The sequence below is a fragment of the Nitrincola salilacus genome (genome assembly GCF_046271865.1).
Classification (GTDB): domain Bacteria; phylum Pseudomonadota; class Gammaproteobacteria; order Pseudomonadales; family Balneatricaceae; genus Nitrincola; species Nitrincola salilacus.
Genome location: NZ_CP176580.1, coordinates 1,778,357 through 1,793,794, shown reverse-complemented (window position 1 = coordinate 1,793,794; position 15,438 = coordinate 1,778,357). Strand labels below are relative to the sequence as shown.

At 52.6% G+C, this 15,438-nt stretch carries 17 protein-coding genes and 2 pseudogenes; 5 read left to right on the top strand and 14 right to left on the bottom strand.

Annotated elements, in window-relative coordinates:
• Window positions 1-88: 88 nt before the first annotated feature.
• Window positions 89-370 (bottom strand): reverse transcriptase domain-containing protein, encoded by a 282-nt coding sequence (locus ACK3CJ_RS08405; protein ID WP_409525983.1) that lies wholly within the window; start codon window positions 368-370, stop codon window positions 89-91.
• A 70-nt stretch (window positions 371-440) separates the two neighbouring features.
• Here ACK3CJ_RS08405 and tnpA point away from each other — a divergent pair, with 70 nt between their 5' ends.
• The 3 genes and pseudogenes from tnpA to tnpC all read left to right on the top strand — a co-directional run.
• Window positions 441-734 (top strand): IS66 family insertion sequence element accessory protein TnpA, encoded by a 294-nt coding sequence (tnpA, locus tag ACK3CJ_RS08400; RefSeq protein ID WP_409523036.1) that lies wholly within the window; start codon window positions 441-443, stop codon window positions 732-734.
• Window positions 734-1,081, top strand: a complete 348-nt coding sequence (gene tnpB, locus ACK3CJ_RS08395; protein ID WP_409523037.1) for an IS66 family insertion sequence element accessory protein TnpB — start codon at window positions 734-736, stop codon at window positions 1,079-1,081. The genes tnpA and tnpB overlap by 1 nt, the downstream gene beginning before the upstream one ends.
• 26 nt (window positions 1,082-1,107) lie before the next feature.
• Window positions 1,108-2,196 (top strand): annotated as a pseudogene (gene tnpC, locus ACK3CJ_RS08390) (IS66 family transposase); the annotation flags it as partial.
• A gap of 38 nt (window positions 2,197-2,234) precedes the next feature.
• On the opposite strand, the gene ACK3CJ_RS08385 reads toward tnpC, so the two are convergent.
• Window positions 2,235-3,802, bottom strand: a protein-coding gene (locus ACK3CJ_RS08385; RefSeq protein ID WP_409525982.1) for an IS3 family transposase whose coding sequence is annotated in 2 segments (ribosomal slippage) — window positions 2,235-3,314 and window positions 3,317-3,802 — 1,566 coding nt in all. Because the reading frame shifts where the segments join, the coding sequence is not laid out codon by codon here.
• A gap of 76 nt (window positions 3,803-3,878) precedes the next feature.
• Between ACK3CJ_RS08385 and ACK3CJ_RS08380 the strand changes: the two are divergent.
• Window positions 3,879-4,388: pseudogene (locus ACK3CJ_RS08380) on the top strand (IS66 family transposase); the annotation flags it as partial.
• A gap of 220 nt (window positions 4,389-4,608) precedes the next feature.
• Here the strand turns inward: ACK3CJ_RS08380 and ACK3CJ_RS08375 are convergent.
• The 7 genes from ACK3CJ_RS08375 to ACK3CJ_RS08345 all read right to left on the bottom strand — a co-directional run bounded on the left by ACK3CJ_RS08375 (window position 4,609) and on the right by ACK3CJ_RS08345 (window position 8,238).
• Window positions 4,609-4,956, bottom strand: coding sequence for a hypothetical protein (locus ACK3CJ_RS08375; protein WP_409525981.1), 348 nt, complete (start codon window positions 4,954-4,956; stop codon window positions 4,609-4,611).
• Between the two features lie 496 nt (window positions 4,957-5,452).
• Complete coding sequence (locus tag ACK3CJ_RS08370) at window positions 5,453-5,728, bottom strand: hypothetical protein (RefSeq protein ID WP_409525980.1); 276 nt, start codon at window positions 5,726-5,728, stop codon at window positions 5,453-5,455.
• A 98-nt stretch (window positions 5,729-5,826) separates the two neighbouring features.
• Window positions 5,827-6,351 carry a hypothetical protein gene (locus ACK3CJ_RS08365; RefSeq protein WP_409525979.1) on the bottom strand — a complete coding sequence of 175 codons (525 nt, stop codon included), beginning with the start codon at window positions 6,349-6,351 and terminating at the stop codon, window positions 5,827-5,829.
• 102 nt (window positions 6,352-6,453) lie between these two features.
• Window positions 6,454-6,942 carry a hypothetical protein gene (locus ACK3CJ_RS08360; RefSeq protein WP_409525978.1) on the bottom strand — a complete coding sequence of 163 codons (489 nt, stop codon included), beginning with the start codon at window positions 6,940-6,942 and terminating at the stop codon, window positions 6,454-6,456.
• Between the two features lie 108 nt (window positions 6,943-7,050).
• A complete protein-coding gene (locus ACK3CJ_RS08355; RefSeq protein WP_409525977.1) occupies window positions 7,051-7,425 on the bottom strand; it encodes a DUF2513 domain-containing protein in 375 nt (124 codons plus the stop codon).
• Between the two features lie 124 nt (window positions 7,426-7,549).
• On the bottom strand, window positions 7,550-7,846 hold the full coding sequence (locus tag ACK3CJ_RS08350) for a hypothetical protein (RefSeq protein WP_409525976.1): 297 nt from the start codon (window positions 7,844-7,846) through the stop codon (window positions 7,550-7,552).
• A 95-nt stretch (window positions 7,847-7,941) separates the two neighbouring features.
• Window positions 7,942-8,238 carry a DUF1330 domain-containing protein gene (locus ACK3CJ_RS08345; RefSeq protein WP_409525975.1) on the bottom strand — a complete coding sequence of 99 codons (297 nt, stop codon included), beginning with the start codon at window positions 8,236-8,238 and terminating at the stop codon, window positions 7,942-7,944.
• A gap of 255 nt (window positions 8,239-8,493) precedes the next feature.
• Between ACK3CJ_RS08345 and ACK3CJ_RS08340 the strand changes: the two genes are divergently transcribed.
• A complete protein-coding gene (locus ACK3CJ_RS08340; protein ID WP_409525974.1) occupies window positions 8,494-9,471 on the top strand; it encodes an integron integrase in 978 nt (325 codons plus the stop codon).
• A 182-nt stretch (window positions 9,472-9,653) separates the two neighbouring features.
• On the opposite strand, the gene cydC is transcribed toward ACK3CJ_RS08340, so the two are convergent.
• From cydC to ACK3CJ_RS08315, 5 genes are read right to left on the bottom strand one after another with little or no spacing between them, the layout of a single operon-like run.
• The gene (gene cydC / locus ACK3CJ_RS08335; RefSeq protein ID WP_409525973.1) at window positions 9,654-11,387 is read right to left on the bottom strand and encodes a thiol reductant ABC exporter subunit CydC; all 1,734 of its coding nucleotides are present in this window, start codon (window positions 11,385-11,387) and stop codon (window positions 9,654-9,656) included.
• Complete coding sequence (gene cydD, locus ACK3CJ_RS08330; protein WP_409525972.1) at window positions 11,384-13,147, bottom strand: thiol reductant ABC exporter subunit CydD; 1,764 nt, start codon at window positions 13,145-13,147, stop codon at window positions 11,384-11,386. The genes cydC and cydD overlap by 4 nt, the downstream gene beginning before the upstream one ends.
• A gap of 36 nt (window positions 13,148-13,183) precedes the next feature.
• Entirely contained in the window at window positions 13,184-14,194 is a 1,011-nt protein-coding gene (gene nagZ / locus ACK3CJ_RS08325; RefSeq protein ID WP_409525971.1) for a beta-N-acetylhexosaminidase, read from the bottom strand.
• A gap of 13 nt (window positions 14,195-14,207) precedes the next feature.
• A complete protein-coding gene (locus tag ACK3CJ_RS08320) occupies window positions 14,208-14,696 on the bottom strand; it encodes a L,D-transpeptidase family protein (protein ID WP_409525970.1) in 489 nt (162 codons plus the stop codon).
• Entirely contained in the window at window positions 14,696-15,352 is a 657-nt protein-coding gene (locus ACK3CJ_RS08315) for a TetR/AcrR family transcriptional regulator (protein WP_409525969.1), read from the bottom strand. The genes ACK3CJ_RS08320 and ACK3CJ_RS08315 overlap by 1 nt, the downstream gene beginning before the upstream one ends.
• Window positions 15,353-15,438 lie beyond the last annotated feature (86 nt).

Genomic DNA, 15,438 nt, shown 5'->3' with positions numbered 1-15,438 from the left:
ATGGTGCGCTTGGTAAGTACATATGATGGAAGCCAGGGCGGCGATGAGATCTGGACGTTTTTAGCCAAAAACACTGTCAAGTACTTTTTTAGTTATTTTGGGCTGAATAGATACGTATTTTCATTCCCAGACGGTACATCAGCCGGTCATGGTTGACGGTATCAAAGAATGCTTCTAGATCCAGATCCACAACCCAGTGTTTACCTTGCACTACTACTGCTTGTGCATGCCGGATGGCTTGGTGTGCACTGCGCCGTGGTCTGAAGCCATAACTGTTGGGGTGGAAGGTCGGTTCCCAGAGCTGGCTGATAACTTGCGCAATGGCTTGTTGGAGAAAGCGGTCAATGACCGTCGGTATGTAACCGTTCATTCTAAGGCGTTCTGCCCATCCCATATGTCGCGCGCTAAGCTGGTCTCTTCATCTTTCAGGAGACCATCACATGAAGCAGTACACCCGCCGTACCCCACAACAGTGGCAAGTCATTATCGATCAGTGGCATGATAGTGGCCTGTCTGCCTCCCGCTTTTGTGAAGAGATGGCCGTAGGCTATGCCAGCTTCTGCAACTGGCGCAAACGGCTGGCAGCTGAGCGGCTTCCAGCCCCTCAATACCAGAGACCAGAAGACGCGACCTTCATTGACCTCGGTACCTTGTCAGCCAGTAGCCCAGGGAGTGGCTGGTCGATCGTACTCAGCCTGGGCGAGGGCATCGAACTACGCCTGAGTCGCCCCTGATGTTCGCGCCCGGCAATCTGGCTCGGATCTGGCTCTGCACCCAACCGACCGATATGCGCAAATCGTTTCAGGGGCTGAGCGCACTGGTGAAGAACCAGCTTGATCTCAACCCGCTCAGTGGTCAGTATTTCGTCTTCGTTAATCGGCGTAAGACCCATATGAAGGTGCTCTATTTTGAACCGTCCGGCTATTGCCTATGGAGCAAGCGGCTGGAACAGGGGCAGTTCCGCGTGAGCCCCTCATCGAGCGGACAACGTGCCTTGAGCTGGACCGACCTGCAACTGATTCTGGATGGCGTTGAAGTGCAAAAAACCCGTCAATACAAACGCTATCAACACCCGATGTAAGACCGGTTCTGGTATAATCCACCGCCATGAAAATGATGTCGACACCCCTTCAAACAACTTGCTCCGATGACGACCTGACGGTCGCAGAGCTGGCACGCCTGAACGCCGAGAACGGTGTACTGCGTGATGAAAACGCGGCTTTGAAACGTCGGGTTGCCTGGTTCGAGAAGCAGCTGTTCGGCGAGACATCGGAGAAGCGTCCGGTCGACAATCCTCATCAGCCCAGCCTGCTGGGCGAAGTGCCTCCGCTGACGGAGCCAGAAGGCGAACAGGTCACGATCACCTACCAGCGTGGCACAGCACTCAAACAACGTCCCGACGACTGCGTCAACGACACTGGCCTGCGCTTTAATAGCGAGGTGCCGGTTGAAGTGATCGAACTACCCGCACCAGAACTGGAGAGTGCTGACGCGGAGCAGTTCGAGATCATCGGCACCAAAAGCACCTTCCGACTGGCCCAGCGTCCGGCGAGCTATGTGGTGCTGCAGTACAACCGTCCGGTGGTCAAACGCAAGGGCGCTGATCAGCCACTGCCCAGCCCGGCTCCGAGCAATGTGCTGGATCGTAGCCTGGCAGATGTCAGTCTGCTGTCAGGTCTGCTGGTCGACAAGTTCCTGTATCACCTGCCGTTGCACCGTCAGCACCAACGTATCACTCAGGCTGGTATCACGCTGAGCCGGGCGACCCTGACCACGTTGGTCAAACGCGCCATCGAACTTCTGCGGCCAATCGTGGATGCCCAACTGATCAATGTGCTGCGCAGCCAGGTGTTGGCGATGGATGAAACCCCGATCAAAGCGGGCAAGGCCGCGAAAGGCAAATTGAAGCAGAGCTGGTTCTGGCCATTGTATGGTGATCAGGACGAAGTGGTGTTCACCTTCTCCGCCAGTCGGGGACGACAGCATATCGAGGCCGTCCTGAAGAAACAGTTCACCGGCACACTGATCAGCGACGGCTATGCGGCTTATGCCTGCTATGCTGAACAGAATGCTGGGATCACCCATGCTCAGTGCTGGGTACACAGCCGTCGTCAGTTCCTTGAGGCGGAGCAGGACGAGCCAGCGGCGGTACGCCAGGCGCTGGATCATATCGCTGAACTGTACCGAATCGAGGAGCACGGTAGTTTTCAACCCAGTTGTCCATAAAGCTGCGCTTAGGCAGCTAATTTGTTGATCACCATCTCCTCTAGCTTTGCCGGATTCAGTGACACAGCCCCCTTGGGTGAGCAGTTTCTGGTCTCACCTGACCAACGGGCAGGGTTTTTCCGTTTCGCTTCTTCATACACGGCTTTGCGTTTGAGCAGCTGTGCTGAGTCGTCGCCTTGATGTCGGCTGTTAGGCGTCACGAAGTTGATGCCACTGTGCAGATGGCGGCCATTGTAGGCGTGCTCAAAGGCTAGCATCCAGTCACGAACAGCCTGAAGGGATGCAAAGCCGTTTGCGGGCCATTGCGGGCAGTATTTAACCGTTCTGAAGAGCGACTCAGAGTAAGGATTATCATTGCTGACGCGCGGGCGGCTATGTGACATCAGCATCCCCAACTCAGCCAGTCGTGTCCGCAGTGTATAAGATGTCATCGGGGCGCCATTATCCGAGTGCAACACCGGTGGGGTATGCCAACATCCCTCACGGATCAGTGCCCGCTCTATCAGGTGTTTTGCCAGCTCACCAGACTCGGCTTCATGGACTTCCCATGCCACGATTTTGCGGCTGTAAATGTCCAGGATTAAATACAGATACCAGTGCTGCCCCTTCACGGTTGAGGCGCAGTAGCTAATGTCCCAACTCCATACTTCGTTAGGACGTGAGGCGGTATAACTGGTGGGCAGCGCGACCTTTTTGGCGGCCTGTGCGCGACCACGATGATTGAGCTGTTCATGCTTTTTCAGCACACGATAAAAGGTAGATTCCGAGGCCAGATAAAGACCCTTGTCTGCCAGTAAGGGAACGACCTGAGACGGCGGCAGGCTCTGGTATTCCGGCAGATTGCAGGTCGTCATGATCTGATGCTCCTCATCCTCTGTGAGCTGGTGTGGCTGGACGATGGGTTTAACCTCTGGGCGTTGATCTTTATTGATAGAGCCATCTGCTGAGCGCCAACGTTTCAATGTCCGTTGACTGATCCCGACCACTGCAGCAGCCTGATAGCGAGAAGCCCCTGTGGTAACGGCTTCATCAAAGCATGCCAATAACCTTGTACGATCGTGCAGCGGGGTTAGCTGTCCTCGTTGTCCGGATCTGTCCCATACAAGGCTTCGAGCTTTTTTGAGAGTACCAGCAGTGACGTGGTCTCAGCGAGTACACGATCTTTACGGCGCACTTCAGCCTGTAATCGCTTAATGGTTTTTTTATCCTGGCGCTGCTGTTTCTGAAGTACCTGATCCTGGCCTTTTTGCTGTGATGCGCCCTGAAGGCAGGCGGCTTTCCAGCGTTGAACCTGCTCTACATATAAGCCCTTTTCGCGGCAATAGTGGCTCAGTTCAGCTTCAGAAAGACTCGCCGTTTCGATCACGACGGCCAGCTTGGACTCTGGGGGCCAATCATCAGCTATATTACGGTCGCCTGGCACAGGCACTCCTTTTTGTCGGCACTGTTTTAACCAACTATACAGGGTCACATCTGAAATGCCTTCCTCGGAGGAAACAGATGTGACAGAGCGACTGACCGGTGGCAGTAGCTTTTTCAGTACAGCCGCCTTACGTTCATCGGAATAACGGGGCATACAAGCTCACATTCCACCCGCTCTGGTGTTAAGATTTGGCGAAATCGCCAACTGGACAACTAGGCTAACAGAGCGGGAGCAGATCCGGTCACAAGGCCTGAGCAGTGAGAAGAAACATCTGTATCGACTGGCGTGCAGCAAACCCGTGGTGGACACCTTCTTCGAGTGGTGTGAGCGCCAGTTACAACGCAACGATCTGACGCCGAAGAATCCGTTGCTGCAAGCGGTTCATTACGTGCTGAAACGGAAGACAGAGCTACGGGTATTCCTGGAGGATCCGGAGGTGCCGCTGGATACCAATCATCTGGAGCGAACCCTGCGTCCGATCCCAATGGGGCGTAAAGCCTGGTTGTTCTGTTGGACGGAGCTGGGTGCCGAACATGTGGGTATTATCCAGAGCCTGATCAGCACCTGTAAACTGCACGGAATCGACCCCTATACCTATTTGACTGACGTACTGCTGCGGGTAAATGAGCATCCGGCCAGCCGTGTACTGGAGTTGACACCACGTGTGTGGAAGCAGCGGTTCGCGGAGCAGCCACTGCGGTCGGACCTGTACCGAGCGGTAGAGCGCATCACGGATTGACGGTTCCGCTGCATCCCTGCAGCGCTCGTCTCGTCCTGAAAAGGGACAGAGGCTCTCGTCTTGAGAGTTCGGCCGTCCCTGGCCCCTCTGTCTGATATAACCTTATCGCCTGACTATCTGGGTGTATATAGGAAAAAATCCTAAATGCTCAATCGTCCGTTGATATGAGGCATTGCCGGTTACAGTCGTCACAATGTCAATGACGCCTTAGAATGAACGGTTACGGTATACCCAACTTGCGAAGCTTCCCGTCAGCCTTAGGAATTTCAACCCGCCTAACCGCTTGTGGCGAGTATTTACCACTGGTCAGGCGCTCCCTGAGTTCAGGCCAGTGGGTATGGAGGTAGGTCGACAGTTGATCCGTCGTCATACCATCAATGCCCGCCGCACCCTTGTTGCGTTTCACTTGTTGTAAAGCTCGTACCAGATTGTTCCTATCAAGTACTTGCTCCATCAATGAGCTTTCAATGATTGGTAATTGAACAGGATTTTCAGCAGCACGGATTTCACCCATCACAGAGTGTGATGCTCGTTTATCGAGTGGGTCAGGTGCATTATCCGTTCTCATTCAATCAGTCCATACCAGAAATGTTCGGGCCTTCAATGAGCAAGAGTCTCATTTACTATGCCCTCTGCTGACTTCTGCATTGCGATCACGCCTAATTGCTTTGGCGTCAGTTGGTCCATCAACACAGTGCAGATCTCCCAGGGTAAGGCACTTAACTTTCCTCGCGTAGACGCCGAATTTATAAAACCTAGGCCCGTTGCAGATGGAGGGCTTAACAGTCACGTGCCCGCTGGCCCCGCCTAGATCACACCTCATATCCGGTTCTTGTTCATCGCCCCGCGATTTCGCCTTGGGCTTCCTCCAGCCATGACCTCACGATCACAACCTTGCCCTTTGGCTAACCTTCGGCTCTGCGAATACCTGGTACGAGGACTTCCACCTCGCTAGTTAAGTGCCATGCCTGGCACACACGTTTGGTTAAGGGGCGGGCTTTAGCCCGTCCCAGTGAGCGCAGCGAACGGTTTGAACCAATTGTTATGTTCCTCACGGCACGAGGCTATTCAAGGAAATCAACAGGAACCGTGTTCATATACTCTTTCGCTTTGCTGATAAGCGCCGCCCATTCTGCTTGGGGCTTTCCATTGACGCCATTTTCAGCTAGTGAATTTTCAAGCAAGTCCGCTAAACCCCAAATGGCTCTTCTTTCTTCTTCTGAAAGACTATCGTGTGACTGCAAGTCCGAGAATTTATCAGACAAGACCTCCCAGGCAAGCAGCAGGTGGCCGAGGGTTATTTTAATGAATGTTTCTTTGGGGAAATCTTCAGCTTCCATTTTGGAGATTCCTTGATGAGGCACATAACGTTTGGTTAAGGGGCGGGCTTTAGCCCGTCCCAGTGAGCGAAGCGAACGGTTTGAACCAGTTGTTAGGTTTACCTGCCAGCACGGCTATAAATTTCTGCTTTAAAAGCTTCATAAGCCTCAATGGTTTTTGTTCGGGCTTTACTGGATTGGGCAAGCAATAGCTCTGGGAGTTTGTTATAGCAGTTATACCTTCCTCCGCAGTAGGAGCTATTGGAGGAGACAAAAAGCTTTGAGCTTTCTTGTAACTCGCTAAGGGTTATCAATAAAGAGGATATTCTGTTTGTTAGGTCTTTGCTTAGCGTGTGAGAGTTTTGCGTAATAAAGTTTTTTAAATTCGCATGGTTCTCGTAGGATTTCATTATAAATACTTCGGTCTCAGGTAATTTTGCTGGGATACCTAAGTCTGTATTTAGGGATTCTTGAATTATCTTTCCGAATTCCTCTAGGGCCTTTATCTCTATTTCAAAAAGTTTGCCATTGTTTTGTAGCGAAAGCTTGTGGTCTTCTAGGCGGCGCTGAAACCATACTTTGTAAGCGGCAAATAGAATTCCGCCAGAAGTAAGCATGCTTGTTGCTACGGTTTCCCAGTTCATTGGCAAACTCCTGTAAACCTAACGCCGCTCAGCACGCGCGGTTACGGAATGGAGGCAGCCGCATGCAGTAACCGTCGCCGTGACTGGCATGGTTAAATGGCATTAGGCACGACCTCGCAGTTTCCGGAAAAGGTTGAGCCAAAATGATGAATTGCTGACCAGCCACAACCCAATAGCTAGCTGAAAGGTCAATCCCACTGGCCAAAGCATACTGGACACGGTTATTTCTGTTGCGCTTGGTATGAACCCCAGCGAGCGCGGCAGGTACACGATGGCATCAACAACAAAGTACAAACCTGCGAGTTGAAACAACACCCTTTGAGAATCATGACCCAAGGATTCTTCCGAGTCCGTCTTGGCCTGCGCAAGAACAGACGTTGCAGCTTTATTGATCAGAAAAACAACCACCACGCCAATGAGGAGAAATGAACCTATGATTCCAGCGTATGCACCCTGCGGAATGTCCTGTTGCTGATATTGCTCGACGCTTGAGATCAGCATGACGAGGCTTGGCAAATTCAATACAAGCTGAATCAGTAGCCAGATTGAAATAAGCCTCAGGGCAATGGCTGTGACTTGCTGTGAAATCATGTTTTGCCTTTTAACGCCGCTCAGCACGCGCGGTTATGGAATGGAGGCGAAGCCGCAATGTAGTAGACGTCGCCGTGCCTGGACTTGTTATACGCAAATTGATTCAGCCTATAAACCCAAGGTTTGAGATATAATTTTTACTGCAACAGCCTTAACTACTTCTAGTGCTGCGCTACCGCCAACTTTCTTAAGTTGTTGTTCTGTCTTGGACCATATATCAGGATCACGGACTGCATCCAAGTAATCGTGGCCAGCCCACTCTATTCTGTTAATGAAAAATGCTCGCGGTCCGTGAGTTCCGAGCGCCTTAGATATAGTAACATCCAGAAAACCTACCCGATTGAGCAGTTGAACGTGTTCCGAAACCTCCTCAAGTCTATCTGGATGTGAATCATTGAAATCTTTCAGCGAAACACGCTGTCCTGGTTTTGCCGCTTCGGCAACAAGTAGAATTTCTCGAATTAGATTAAGATCTCTTCTCAAAGTGCTGCCTCCGAGTGCGTATAACGCCCGCCATCACTGGTGGCAAAACCGGAGCAAAGCGGAGGTTTTGGCATCCGGTGGATGGCCTGGTTAGCACTGCTCAACTGAATACCTGTGGCTATAGTCAAAATGGTATTCCGTCCTCGTCTTCTGTTGCACCTGATTCGGTAGACGGCTCAGGACCAGAAAGAGCGTCTTCAACCGGCATCAACTCCCACAGCTCGTTTTGATGGAGCCATATCGGATCAGCATTCTCCTCAATGAACTGGTCTACCGGCATACCATCCACGGTTGGTGGCCGCTTTATTCTGACTTGCTTGCCGTTCATAAACACCCACTGGTACTTCCTTTGCCGCTCTGCCTTCGCGGCTCTCTTTTCTCTCTTTTGAGCCGGAGTGAGCTTTTTCTTAACCTTTGCCATATCTGAACTTTTTGGTGCTAACGCCGCGCACACCGGCGCGAGCTTGCGAGTGTCCGGCAGCCGAAGGCTGCGTAGTGCTGCGCTTGGTTATGCATTTACGCCTCAACGCAACCTTCAGCTAGTATCAGATTACTATCGGTTGTTTTATGGCGGACTGCAAACAGAGATTGGGCATCTGGATCAGAAAGAAACTCTCGGGCCTTTTCCTGAGAGGGAAACTCTAGAACTACGAGCCTTTCCGGAGCCCACGCTCCTTCCATTTTCTCTGGAACAACGCCTTGAACGATATACCTACCACCATGCTTTTCTATGAATTCTGGAATTTTTTCGGCATATTCCATGAACCCACTGAGATCTTTTATTGATAGATCTAAAACCAAATATCCCTTCATTCTTCTGAGTACTCCAAAGTGTCAATTTTTTGCATAACAGTTCGTTAATGAGGTCTACGACCTCATAATATATATTAGAGGGTATACCTTTTTTTGTCATGCATCAATCTGCCCCTAAGACTCAACCTACTGTTTTAGTTGGATATATCATAAAATCTACGACATTCCAAGATGACAATCAGGTAAAATACTCGACTATTTTTTCAGAATAAGGTAAAACGATTAATGTACTTTTCTCATGGATGAGGATTTTTTATGAATAAATCACCCTTTCTCAAATCTGTTAGCGATTACATGCTGGTTCAGCGCTACAGTCGCCGTACGATTGATACCTATCTGTATTGGATCAAGTTTTTTATTTTATTCAACGGAAAAAAACACCCATCCCATCTCAATGATGATGATATCAAACGTTTTCTTACATTTCTTGCTACAGAACGAAACGTTGCATCAGGAACTCAGGCCTTGGCTCTGAATGCCATCGTCTATTTAAAAACCAAGTATTTGAATCAGTCTGTTGGTGATCTAAGTGGGTTCAACAAATCAAATAAACAGCGCAAACTACCTGTTGTACTAACCCTGATTGAAGTGTCTGATTTATTGAGTCAGCTTAAGGATACTCACTATTTGATGGCTGCTATTTTATATGGTTCAGGTTTAAGGCGGATCGAGCTTGTTCGCCTACGTGTTCAAGATATAGACTTTGATTACCAACAAATTCGTGTCATCAACGGCAAAGGCGGAAAGCACCGGTTGGTAACACTTGCTAATGAACTGATTGAACCTTTAAAAGTACAAATCCAGCAAGTTGAGGTTACGCTCAACAAAGACTTAGCTTACAAACACTATACTGGGGTGTGGATGCCAGACGCACTTGCGCGTAAGTACCCGAATGCTCCATTTAATCTGGGGTGGCATTATCTTTTCCCTGCTTCTCGACTAAGTACCGACCCCTCACGTCAACGACTGCGTCGCCATCATTTCGATGAAAGCAATTTGAATAAATTGATTAAAATGGCGGCACGAAAAGCAGGCATTCGCAAGCAAGTTTCCTGCCACACATTACGCCACTCTTTCGCGACACACTTACTGCAATCAGGCGCTGATATCCGAACGGTGCAGCAACAACTCGGTCATGCAGATGTCAAAACAACAGAAATCTATACACACGTTCTAAAACAAGGTGCTCAAGGAGTCACAAGTCCATTATCAGCCCTGACTAAGCTAGTGTGATTCGCAAAGCCCTACAAACAGCAGTACTCGCAGCAGGTAACAAGAAAGAGTTTTACCGACCGCCAGACACGCTACCGCCCCGCCGGTGCTCCATCACAGCAAGTCGGTACTTCCAGATTGTTCTTGAAACTTAACCCATAATCTTTGTGTGCGCAATGTCGATGGTGCTGCCTGGTGCAAGGTCAGCCATTATCGAGGCTGCGCAGTGCATACAGGCGGCTGGCAGGATCTGCCAGCAGTGCCTGTGGTGTGCCCTGCTCCAGCACACATCCCTGATCCAGCACGATCACTCTGTCAAACCGCTCAAGAGCATGCAGGTGGTGGGTGATCAATAGCAGGCTCTGCTCAGGCTTATAGGCCAGTATCAGATCCAGCACCCGCTCGCTGGTCGCGGTGTCCAACCCTTCGCAGGGTTCATCCAGCACCAGCAGGTGTGCTGGTTTCAGCAGGGCTCGTGCTATGCCCAGTCGTTTGCGTTGTCCGCCGGAGAGTCGGCTGCCGCCCTCGCCCACTTCACGCGCCAGGCCGTCTGAACCCAGTGCATCGCTCATGCCCAGCTTATCCATCAGGTCGAACATCGTTTCATCCTTCAGCTCGGCATCGGCCAGCAGCAGATTACTGCGTACACTGCCTGCAAAAAGATGGACTGGCTGTGCCAACACGCTGATCTGTGCTCGCAGCGCCTCTTCCGAGAAGGACTTAATCGGTTGCCCGGACAGCAGCAACTGCCCACTCTGCGGCTCCCAGAAGCGCGCCAGCAGATTGATCAGCGAGCTTTTGCCACTGCCGGTATGGCCCAGCAGCGCGACTTTCTCTCCTGGCGCTATCTCTAATGAGATCTTATTCAATACGGGCCGCTCATCGTAGGCAAAGCTGACTTTATCAAACACCACCCTCCCGGGATCACTGGCGATCACCACCTCGCTCGGCAGCGGAAAATCAATATCCGACTCCTGATCGGCAATCTCCTGCAACCTCAGCGCGGCTGCACGTGTTTTGCCCAAATACTGGTAGGCCAGCGGTAGCGGAGCTACCACTTCAAATGAGGCCAGCACGCAGAAGAGCACCAGCGCCAGATTCATCGACCCCATCAACCCCTGCTGAACCAGGTTGAGCCCCACAGCCAGCGAACCGGCAATAGCAAAGCCCGCGAGCATCAGCATCAGCCCATTGGTCAGGCCCGATATGAGGCTCATGCGTATCTGTGCGCTGAGCAGCCGTGCCTCTTCCTGTTCGATTCTGAGTTTTTGATCAAGCACGCCATTATAGATGGTGAGCTCCGCCATACCGGAGATGTAGGCAAGGCTGCGATCACGCAAGGCAGCCGTAGAGCTGACCAGTTCAGGGCCAACCAACACGCCTAGGCGATAACCGAACAGTGGCACGAAGAACCCCGCACCCAGCAGCATCAGTAATACCAGTGGCGCGATCACCGGAGCGAGGTAGAGCAGCAGTGAAAAAACCAGCAGCGATACGACTATCGCAATCAAGGAGGGTGACAGTACACGTAAATAGAGATTATCCATGGCACTGACATCAGCAATCAGCCGATTCAGCAGGTCGGCTGAGCGATATTGCTGCAGGCGTGCCGGATTCAGTGGCTCCAGTCGCTCATAGAACCAACTGCGGATTCTGGCCAGAATCCGAAAAGTGGCTTCATGGCTGGTGACCCGCTCAAGATAGCGCCCTATGATCCGGACACCGGCAAGGGTGCGGATCGCTTCGATACTACTCAAACCGGAAAGGCTGCGCAGCACCACAAAGCCGCCGCCGAGCGCGGTTGCCGAAACAAACCAACCGATCAGGGCCATCAGGCCGATACCCGAAAGCGCGGTAATCAGTGCCAGTAAAACACCCAGCAACACCCATATCAGATGGCTTCGCATCAGACGCAAAAAAGGCCAGAGTTCTCTCATGATGCACCTCCCGCGAGCAGGAGCTTGCGCTCATCCTCATCCAGCATGCGCACCTCGCCTGCATTCATCCGGCAAACCTGATCGGCCTGGCGCATGCTGCCCAGGCGATGGGTGATCAGCAGCACCGTGCGCCCCTTGCACAGCTCTGCCAGTGCCTTCAGCACCTGATCTTCACTGTCTTTATCCAGGCTGGCGGTCGGCTCATCCAGCAGTAACACGGGCGCATCCTTCAGAAAGGCACGCGCCAGCGCCAAACGCTGAATCTGACCGGCCGACAGGCGGCTGCCCATCTCCCCCAGATCACTGTCCAATCCCTGCGGCAGACGTTCGACAAACTCAAGTGCCGAAGACTGCCTGCAGGCATCGAGCAACTGTTCATCTGATGCATCCGGTGCTGCCAGCAGTAGATTTTCTCTCAAGGTACCGGGAAACAGAGTGGTCTGTTGACTGACCCAGGCGACTTTTTGCAACCAGCTGTCTCGCTCCAGTTCACTCAGCGGGATGCCGTTAATGCGCACTTCACCGGCTGATGGCCGTAAAAACCCGAGCAGTAGCCCCATCAATGTGGATTTGCCAACACCGCTGGGGCCAACCAGCGCCAGCATCTGCCCGGCTTCGATGCTCAGGTTGATGTTTTGCAGCACCTCCTGTTGCCCCGGGTGCCAGGAGAAGCTGATCTGATCCAGCTCCAGACTGATCGGGCCGGGGGGGAGTTCACGCTTGCCAGACTGTGTGGTTTTCTCCTCCTGCTCCAGGATCTCCTGCAAGCGTTCGGCTGCTGCCACTGCTTCCTGCCGGGCGTGGTAGTGTGTGCCCAGTTCTTTCAGTGGGAGGTAGAACTCCGGTGCCAGAATCAGAATCACCAGCGCATGGTAAAGCGTCAGTTCAGTACCAATCCCTACACCACTCCATGTACCAAAACTGACAAGACCGGTGAAGTGATAGGCCAGATAAACTGCCACCAGCGCCATGGATACCACGGCAAACAGTTCAAGTACGGCCGATGATAAGAAAGCCAGTCGCAACACCTGCATGGTCTTGCTACGAAATGCCTCGGCATTATCCGCCAGAATCTTGTGTTGGAATTTGCTGCGATTAAAAAGCTTAAGCGTTCCCAACCCCTGCACCACGTCCAGAAAGTAGGCACTGAGGTTGGCCAGTGTACGAAAGTTCTGTCGATTTGCCTCTGCAGCCCGACGCCCCACCAGCATCATCGCCAAGGGAATCAAAGGTGCTGTAACCAGAAAAATCAGTGCTGCGGCCCAGTTAAGCGTCAGTACGAATGACAGTATCACCAGCGGCAACATGGCAGCCAGCGCCACCTGTGGCAGGTAGCGTGCGATAAAACCATCCAGCGCTTCGATCCGTTCCAGCAGCGCACTGCTCAGCTCACCACTGCGCTCGCCCTGCGTATAGGCCGGGCCCAATCGGGCAAGCTTCTGTAGCAGTTGATGCCGTAGTTGTCGTCTGACGCCAATAGACGCACGTTGTGCACTCCACTCACGCAGAACGCTAAGTACAACGCGCCCGGCAAGTGCAGCAAGGTAGTAAAGAAATAGATCTGACAGCTGTTCCAGAGAACGGTGTTCGAACAGTCCGAGATAGATCACTGAGGCCAGCAGGTGCGCCTGATAGATCAGCAATCCGCCTGAGATCAATGCCGACACGACAGCCAGCTGAATCCAGCGCCGCTCTGTAGCAGCCACTCGCTTCAGCCATCCTTTTCCTGTCCTGTCTGCATCACGCACGCGTTGCTGCATTCGGCGCCATCCTCAGTTGGGGGATGTTGGCAGGCCTCAGGCCTGCATGGACAAAAGCTCCCCGGCGATATTACGCGCCGCAGCCAGACGTGCTTCATCTACCTTGAACGGCTTGCCGAGCATACGCGGCAGACGCCCTGCAGATTTAATCCCGCTGGCCTTGATATGCGCCAGCACTTCACGGGCGGCGGCCGGTTGATTACATACCAGCACCATATCACAACCAGCGGCCATCGCCTGATCGCAGCGCTGGGCATAGCTGCCGGCGACACTAGCTCCTTCCATGGTCAGGTCATCACTGAAAATAACCCCGTCAAATCCCAGACGCTCACGCAGGATAGTCCGCAGCCAGTAGTCCGAGAAGCCTGCAGGCGAGTGACATACCTGAGTGTAGACCACATGGGCCGGCATGATCGCATCCAGCCCTTGTGTGATCAGATCACTGAAGGGTTGCATGTCGACATCACAAATCGCACTTTCCAAGCGCTGATCGATAGGCAGTTCCAGATGAGAATCAGCCTCCACCCAGCCGTGACCGGGGAAGTGCTTGCCAGTGGCAGCCATACCCGCCTCGTGCATGCCCGCCATAAAAGCGCCTGCCAGCACTGACACATCTGCCGCATCGGCCGCAAAGGCGCGATCACCGATGACCGAGCTGCGCTGCCAGTCAAGATCCAATACCGGTGCAAAGCTGATGTCGATATCAAAGGCTCTGAGCTCCGCCGCCATCAGCCAGCCCAGCTCACGTGCCTGGAACAGAGCCTGCTCAGGATCCTGCTGATAACGCTGCCCCAGTGTTGCCATGGCTGGCAGGCGAGTAAAACCTTCACGGAAACGCTGTACGCGCCCCCCTTCCTGATCAACTGCCACCATCAGATCGGGACGCACGGCACGAATTGAATGCATCAGTGAGGTCAGTTGCGCCGGATCGGAAAAGTTGCGACTGAACAGAATCAGACCACCGACATCGGGATCGCGGAGTATTTCTCGTTCGCTGTCTGTCAGGCTAAGCCCTTCCAGATCCAGCATCAGAACACCAGTTGTCATACAGAATTACTCATCAAAAATTCGAAATATCAACAGCACAACCGACCGGGACACGATCAAAAAGATCCACCACATCCCGATTACGCATACGCACGCAGCCATGTGATCTGGGTATACCCATCGGCTCCGTATCCGGCGTGCCATGGATATAGATATAGCGTTGCATACTGTCTACCTGCCCCAGGCGGTTACGCCCAGGTTCACAACCACTGAGCCAGAGGATGCGACTCAAAATCCAGTCCCGTTCCGGCATCTGCTCAGCCAGAGCCGCTGAGTAGATTTCGCCGGTGAAACGTCGCCCTACCAGCACCGCATTCAAGGGCAGATCGGCACCGATTCTGGCTCGGATAATATGCAAACCTCGCGGTGTACAGCCACTGTTTTTCTGCTCACCGACGCCATTCAAAGCAGTTGATACAGGATATTCGGCCAGAACACGGCCCTGATCCAGCAGTTGCAGGGTCTGAGTAGGGATGGATATGCGGATCAGGAGATCGTTCATCAAAGCCTGCAGAAGTAGTTATTCTCTGCTCTGGCCTGCAAGCCTGCAGTCAGGACAGGAATCATGCGGTGCAGGATCTGTTCTATCTCGGCACTGTCCTTGAAACTGCGTTTTTCAAGAATCAACAGTGTATGGTAGTTGGACAGCGTAAACACGACGGCACCCAGCATGAAGTGCAGGCGCCAGAAAAACTCATTCTCCTCCATCGGAGCAGCATCCGCCTGCAGGCAGCGCAGGTAACTTTCCAGGCGAGGGGCATAGCGCGATACGAAGAAATCTCGGAGCTCTTCCTGATTTTTCATGTAGGCCAGCTCAAGCAGGCGCATGAATACCGACAGGGAGAAGGTGTTCTGCTGATTGACATGCAACAGGGCGCGCATCAGCATCTCCAGCAGTTCCTCCAGCTGAATATTACTGCTACTCGCTAACCGATCAGCCAGTGCAACTTCTATCTCATCACACAGTGGCTCCATCAGGCGCTCCGTCACAGCATTGACGAGCCCCTGCTTCGAGCGAAAGTGGTAGTTCACTGCTGCCAGATTGACATCAGCCTCAGCTGTAATCTGCCTCATGGTGGTTTCTGTGAAGCCCTGCTCGGCAAACAGGGCTTCAGCCGCCAGAATAATCCTTGTCGCTGTGTCTATACGGCGCTTCATGCACATCTCCCAGTGATGTCAGCGTTTGAAACTCTTGGTTCAATCATATACCGATCAATAGGTTGAAGTCAGCCCTTGACTCACTC

What these genes read in the sequence shown, in the direction of transcription:
- ACK3CJ_RS08405 (WP_409525983.1), bottom strand. Translation starts at nt 370, where the DNA reads ATGAACGGTTACATACCGACGGTCATTGACCGCTTTCTCCAACAAGCC.
- tnpA (WP_409523036.1), top strand. Translation starts at nt 441, where the DNA reads ATGAAGCAGTACACCCGCCGTACCCCACAACAGTGGCAAGTCATTATC.
- tnpB (WP_409523037.1), top strand. Translation starts at nt 734, where the DNA reads ATGTTCGCGCCCGGCAATCTGGCTCGGATCTGGCTCTGCACCCAACCG.
- ACK3CJ_RS08375 (WP_409525981.1), bottom strand. Translation starts at nt 4,956, where the DNA reads ATGAGAACGGATAATGCACCTGACCCACTCGATAAACGAGCATCACAC.
- ACK3CJ_RS08370 (WP_409525980.1), bottom strand. Translation starts at nt 5,728, where the DNA reads ATGGAAGCTGAAGATTTCCCCAAAGAAACATTCATTAAAATAACCCTC.
- ACK3CJ_RS08365 (WP_409525979.1), bottom strand. Translation starts at nt 6,351, where the DNA reads ATGAACTGGGAAACCGTAGCAACAAGCATGCTTACTTCTGGCGGAATT.
- ACK3CJ_RS08360 (WP_409525978.1), bottom strand. Translation starts at nt 6,942, where the DNA reads ATGATTTCACAGCAAGTCACAGCCATTGCCCTGAGGCTTATTTCAATC.
- ACK3CJ_RS08350 (WP_409525976.1), bottom strand. Translation starts at nt 7,846, where the DNA reads ATGGCAAAGGTTAAGAAAAAGCTCACTCCGGCTCAAAAGAGAGAAAAG.
- ACK3CJ_RS08345 (WP_409525975.1), bottom strand. Translation starts at nt 8,238, where the DNA reads ATGAAGGGATATTTGGTTTTAGATCTATCAATAAAAGATCTCAGTGGG.
- ACK3CJ_RS08340 (WP_409525974.1), top strand. Translation starts at nt 8,494, where the DNA reads ATGAATAAATCACCCTTTCTCAAATCTGTTAGCGATTACATGCTGGTT.
- cydC (WP_409525973.1), bottom strand. Translation starts at nt 11,387, where the DNA reads ATGAGAGAACTCTGGCCTTTTTTGCGTCTGATGCGAAGCCATCTGATA.
- cydD (WP_409525972.1), bottom strand. Translation starts at nt 13,147, where the DNA reads ATGCAGCAACGCGTGCGTGATGCAGACAGGACAGGAAAAGGATGGCTG.
- nagZ (WP_409525971.1), bottom strand. Translation starts at nt 14,194, where the DNA reads ATGACAACTGGTGTTCTGATGCTGGATCTGGAAGGGCTTAGCCTGACA.
- ACK3CJ_RS08320 (WP_409525970.1), bottom strand. Translation starts at nt 14,696, where the DNA reads ATGAACGATCTCCTGATCCGCATATCCATCCCTACTCAGACCCTGCAA.
- ACK3CJ_RS08315 (WP_409525969.1), bottom strand. Translation starts at nt 15,352, where the DNA reads ATGAAGCGCCGTATAGACACAGCGACAAGGATTATTCTGGCGGCTGAA.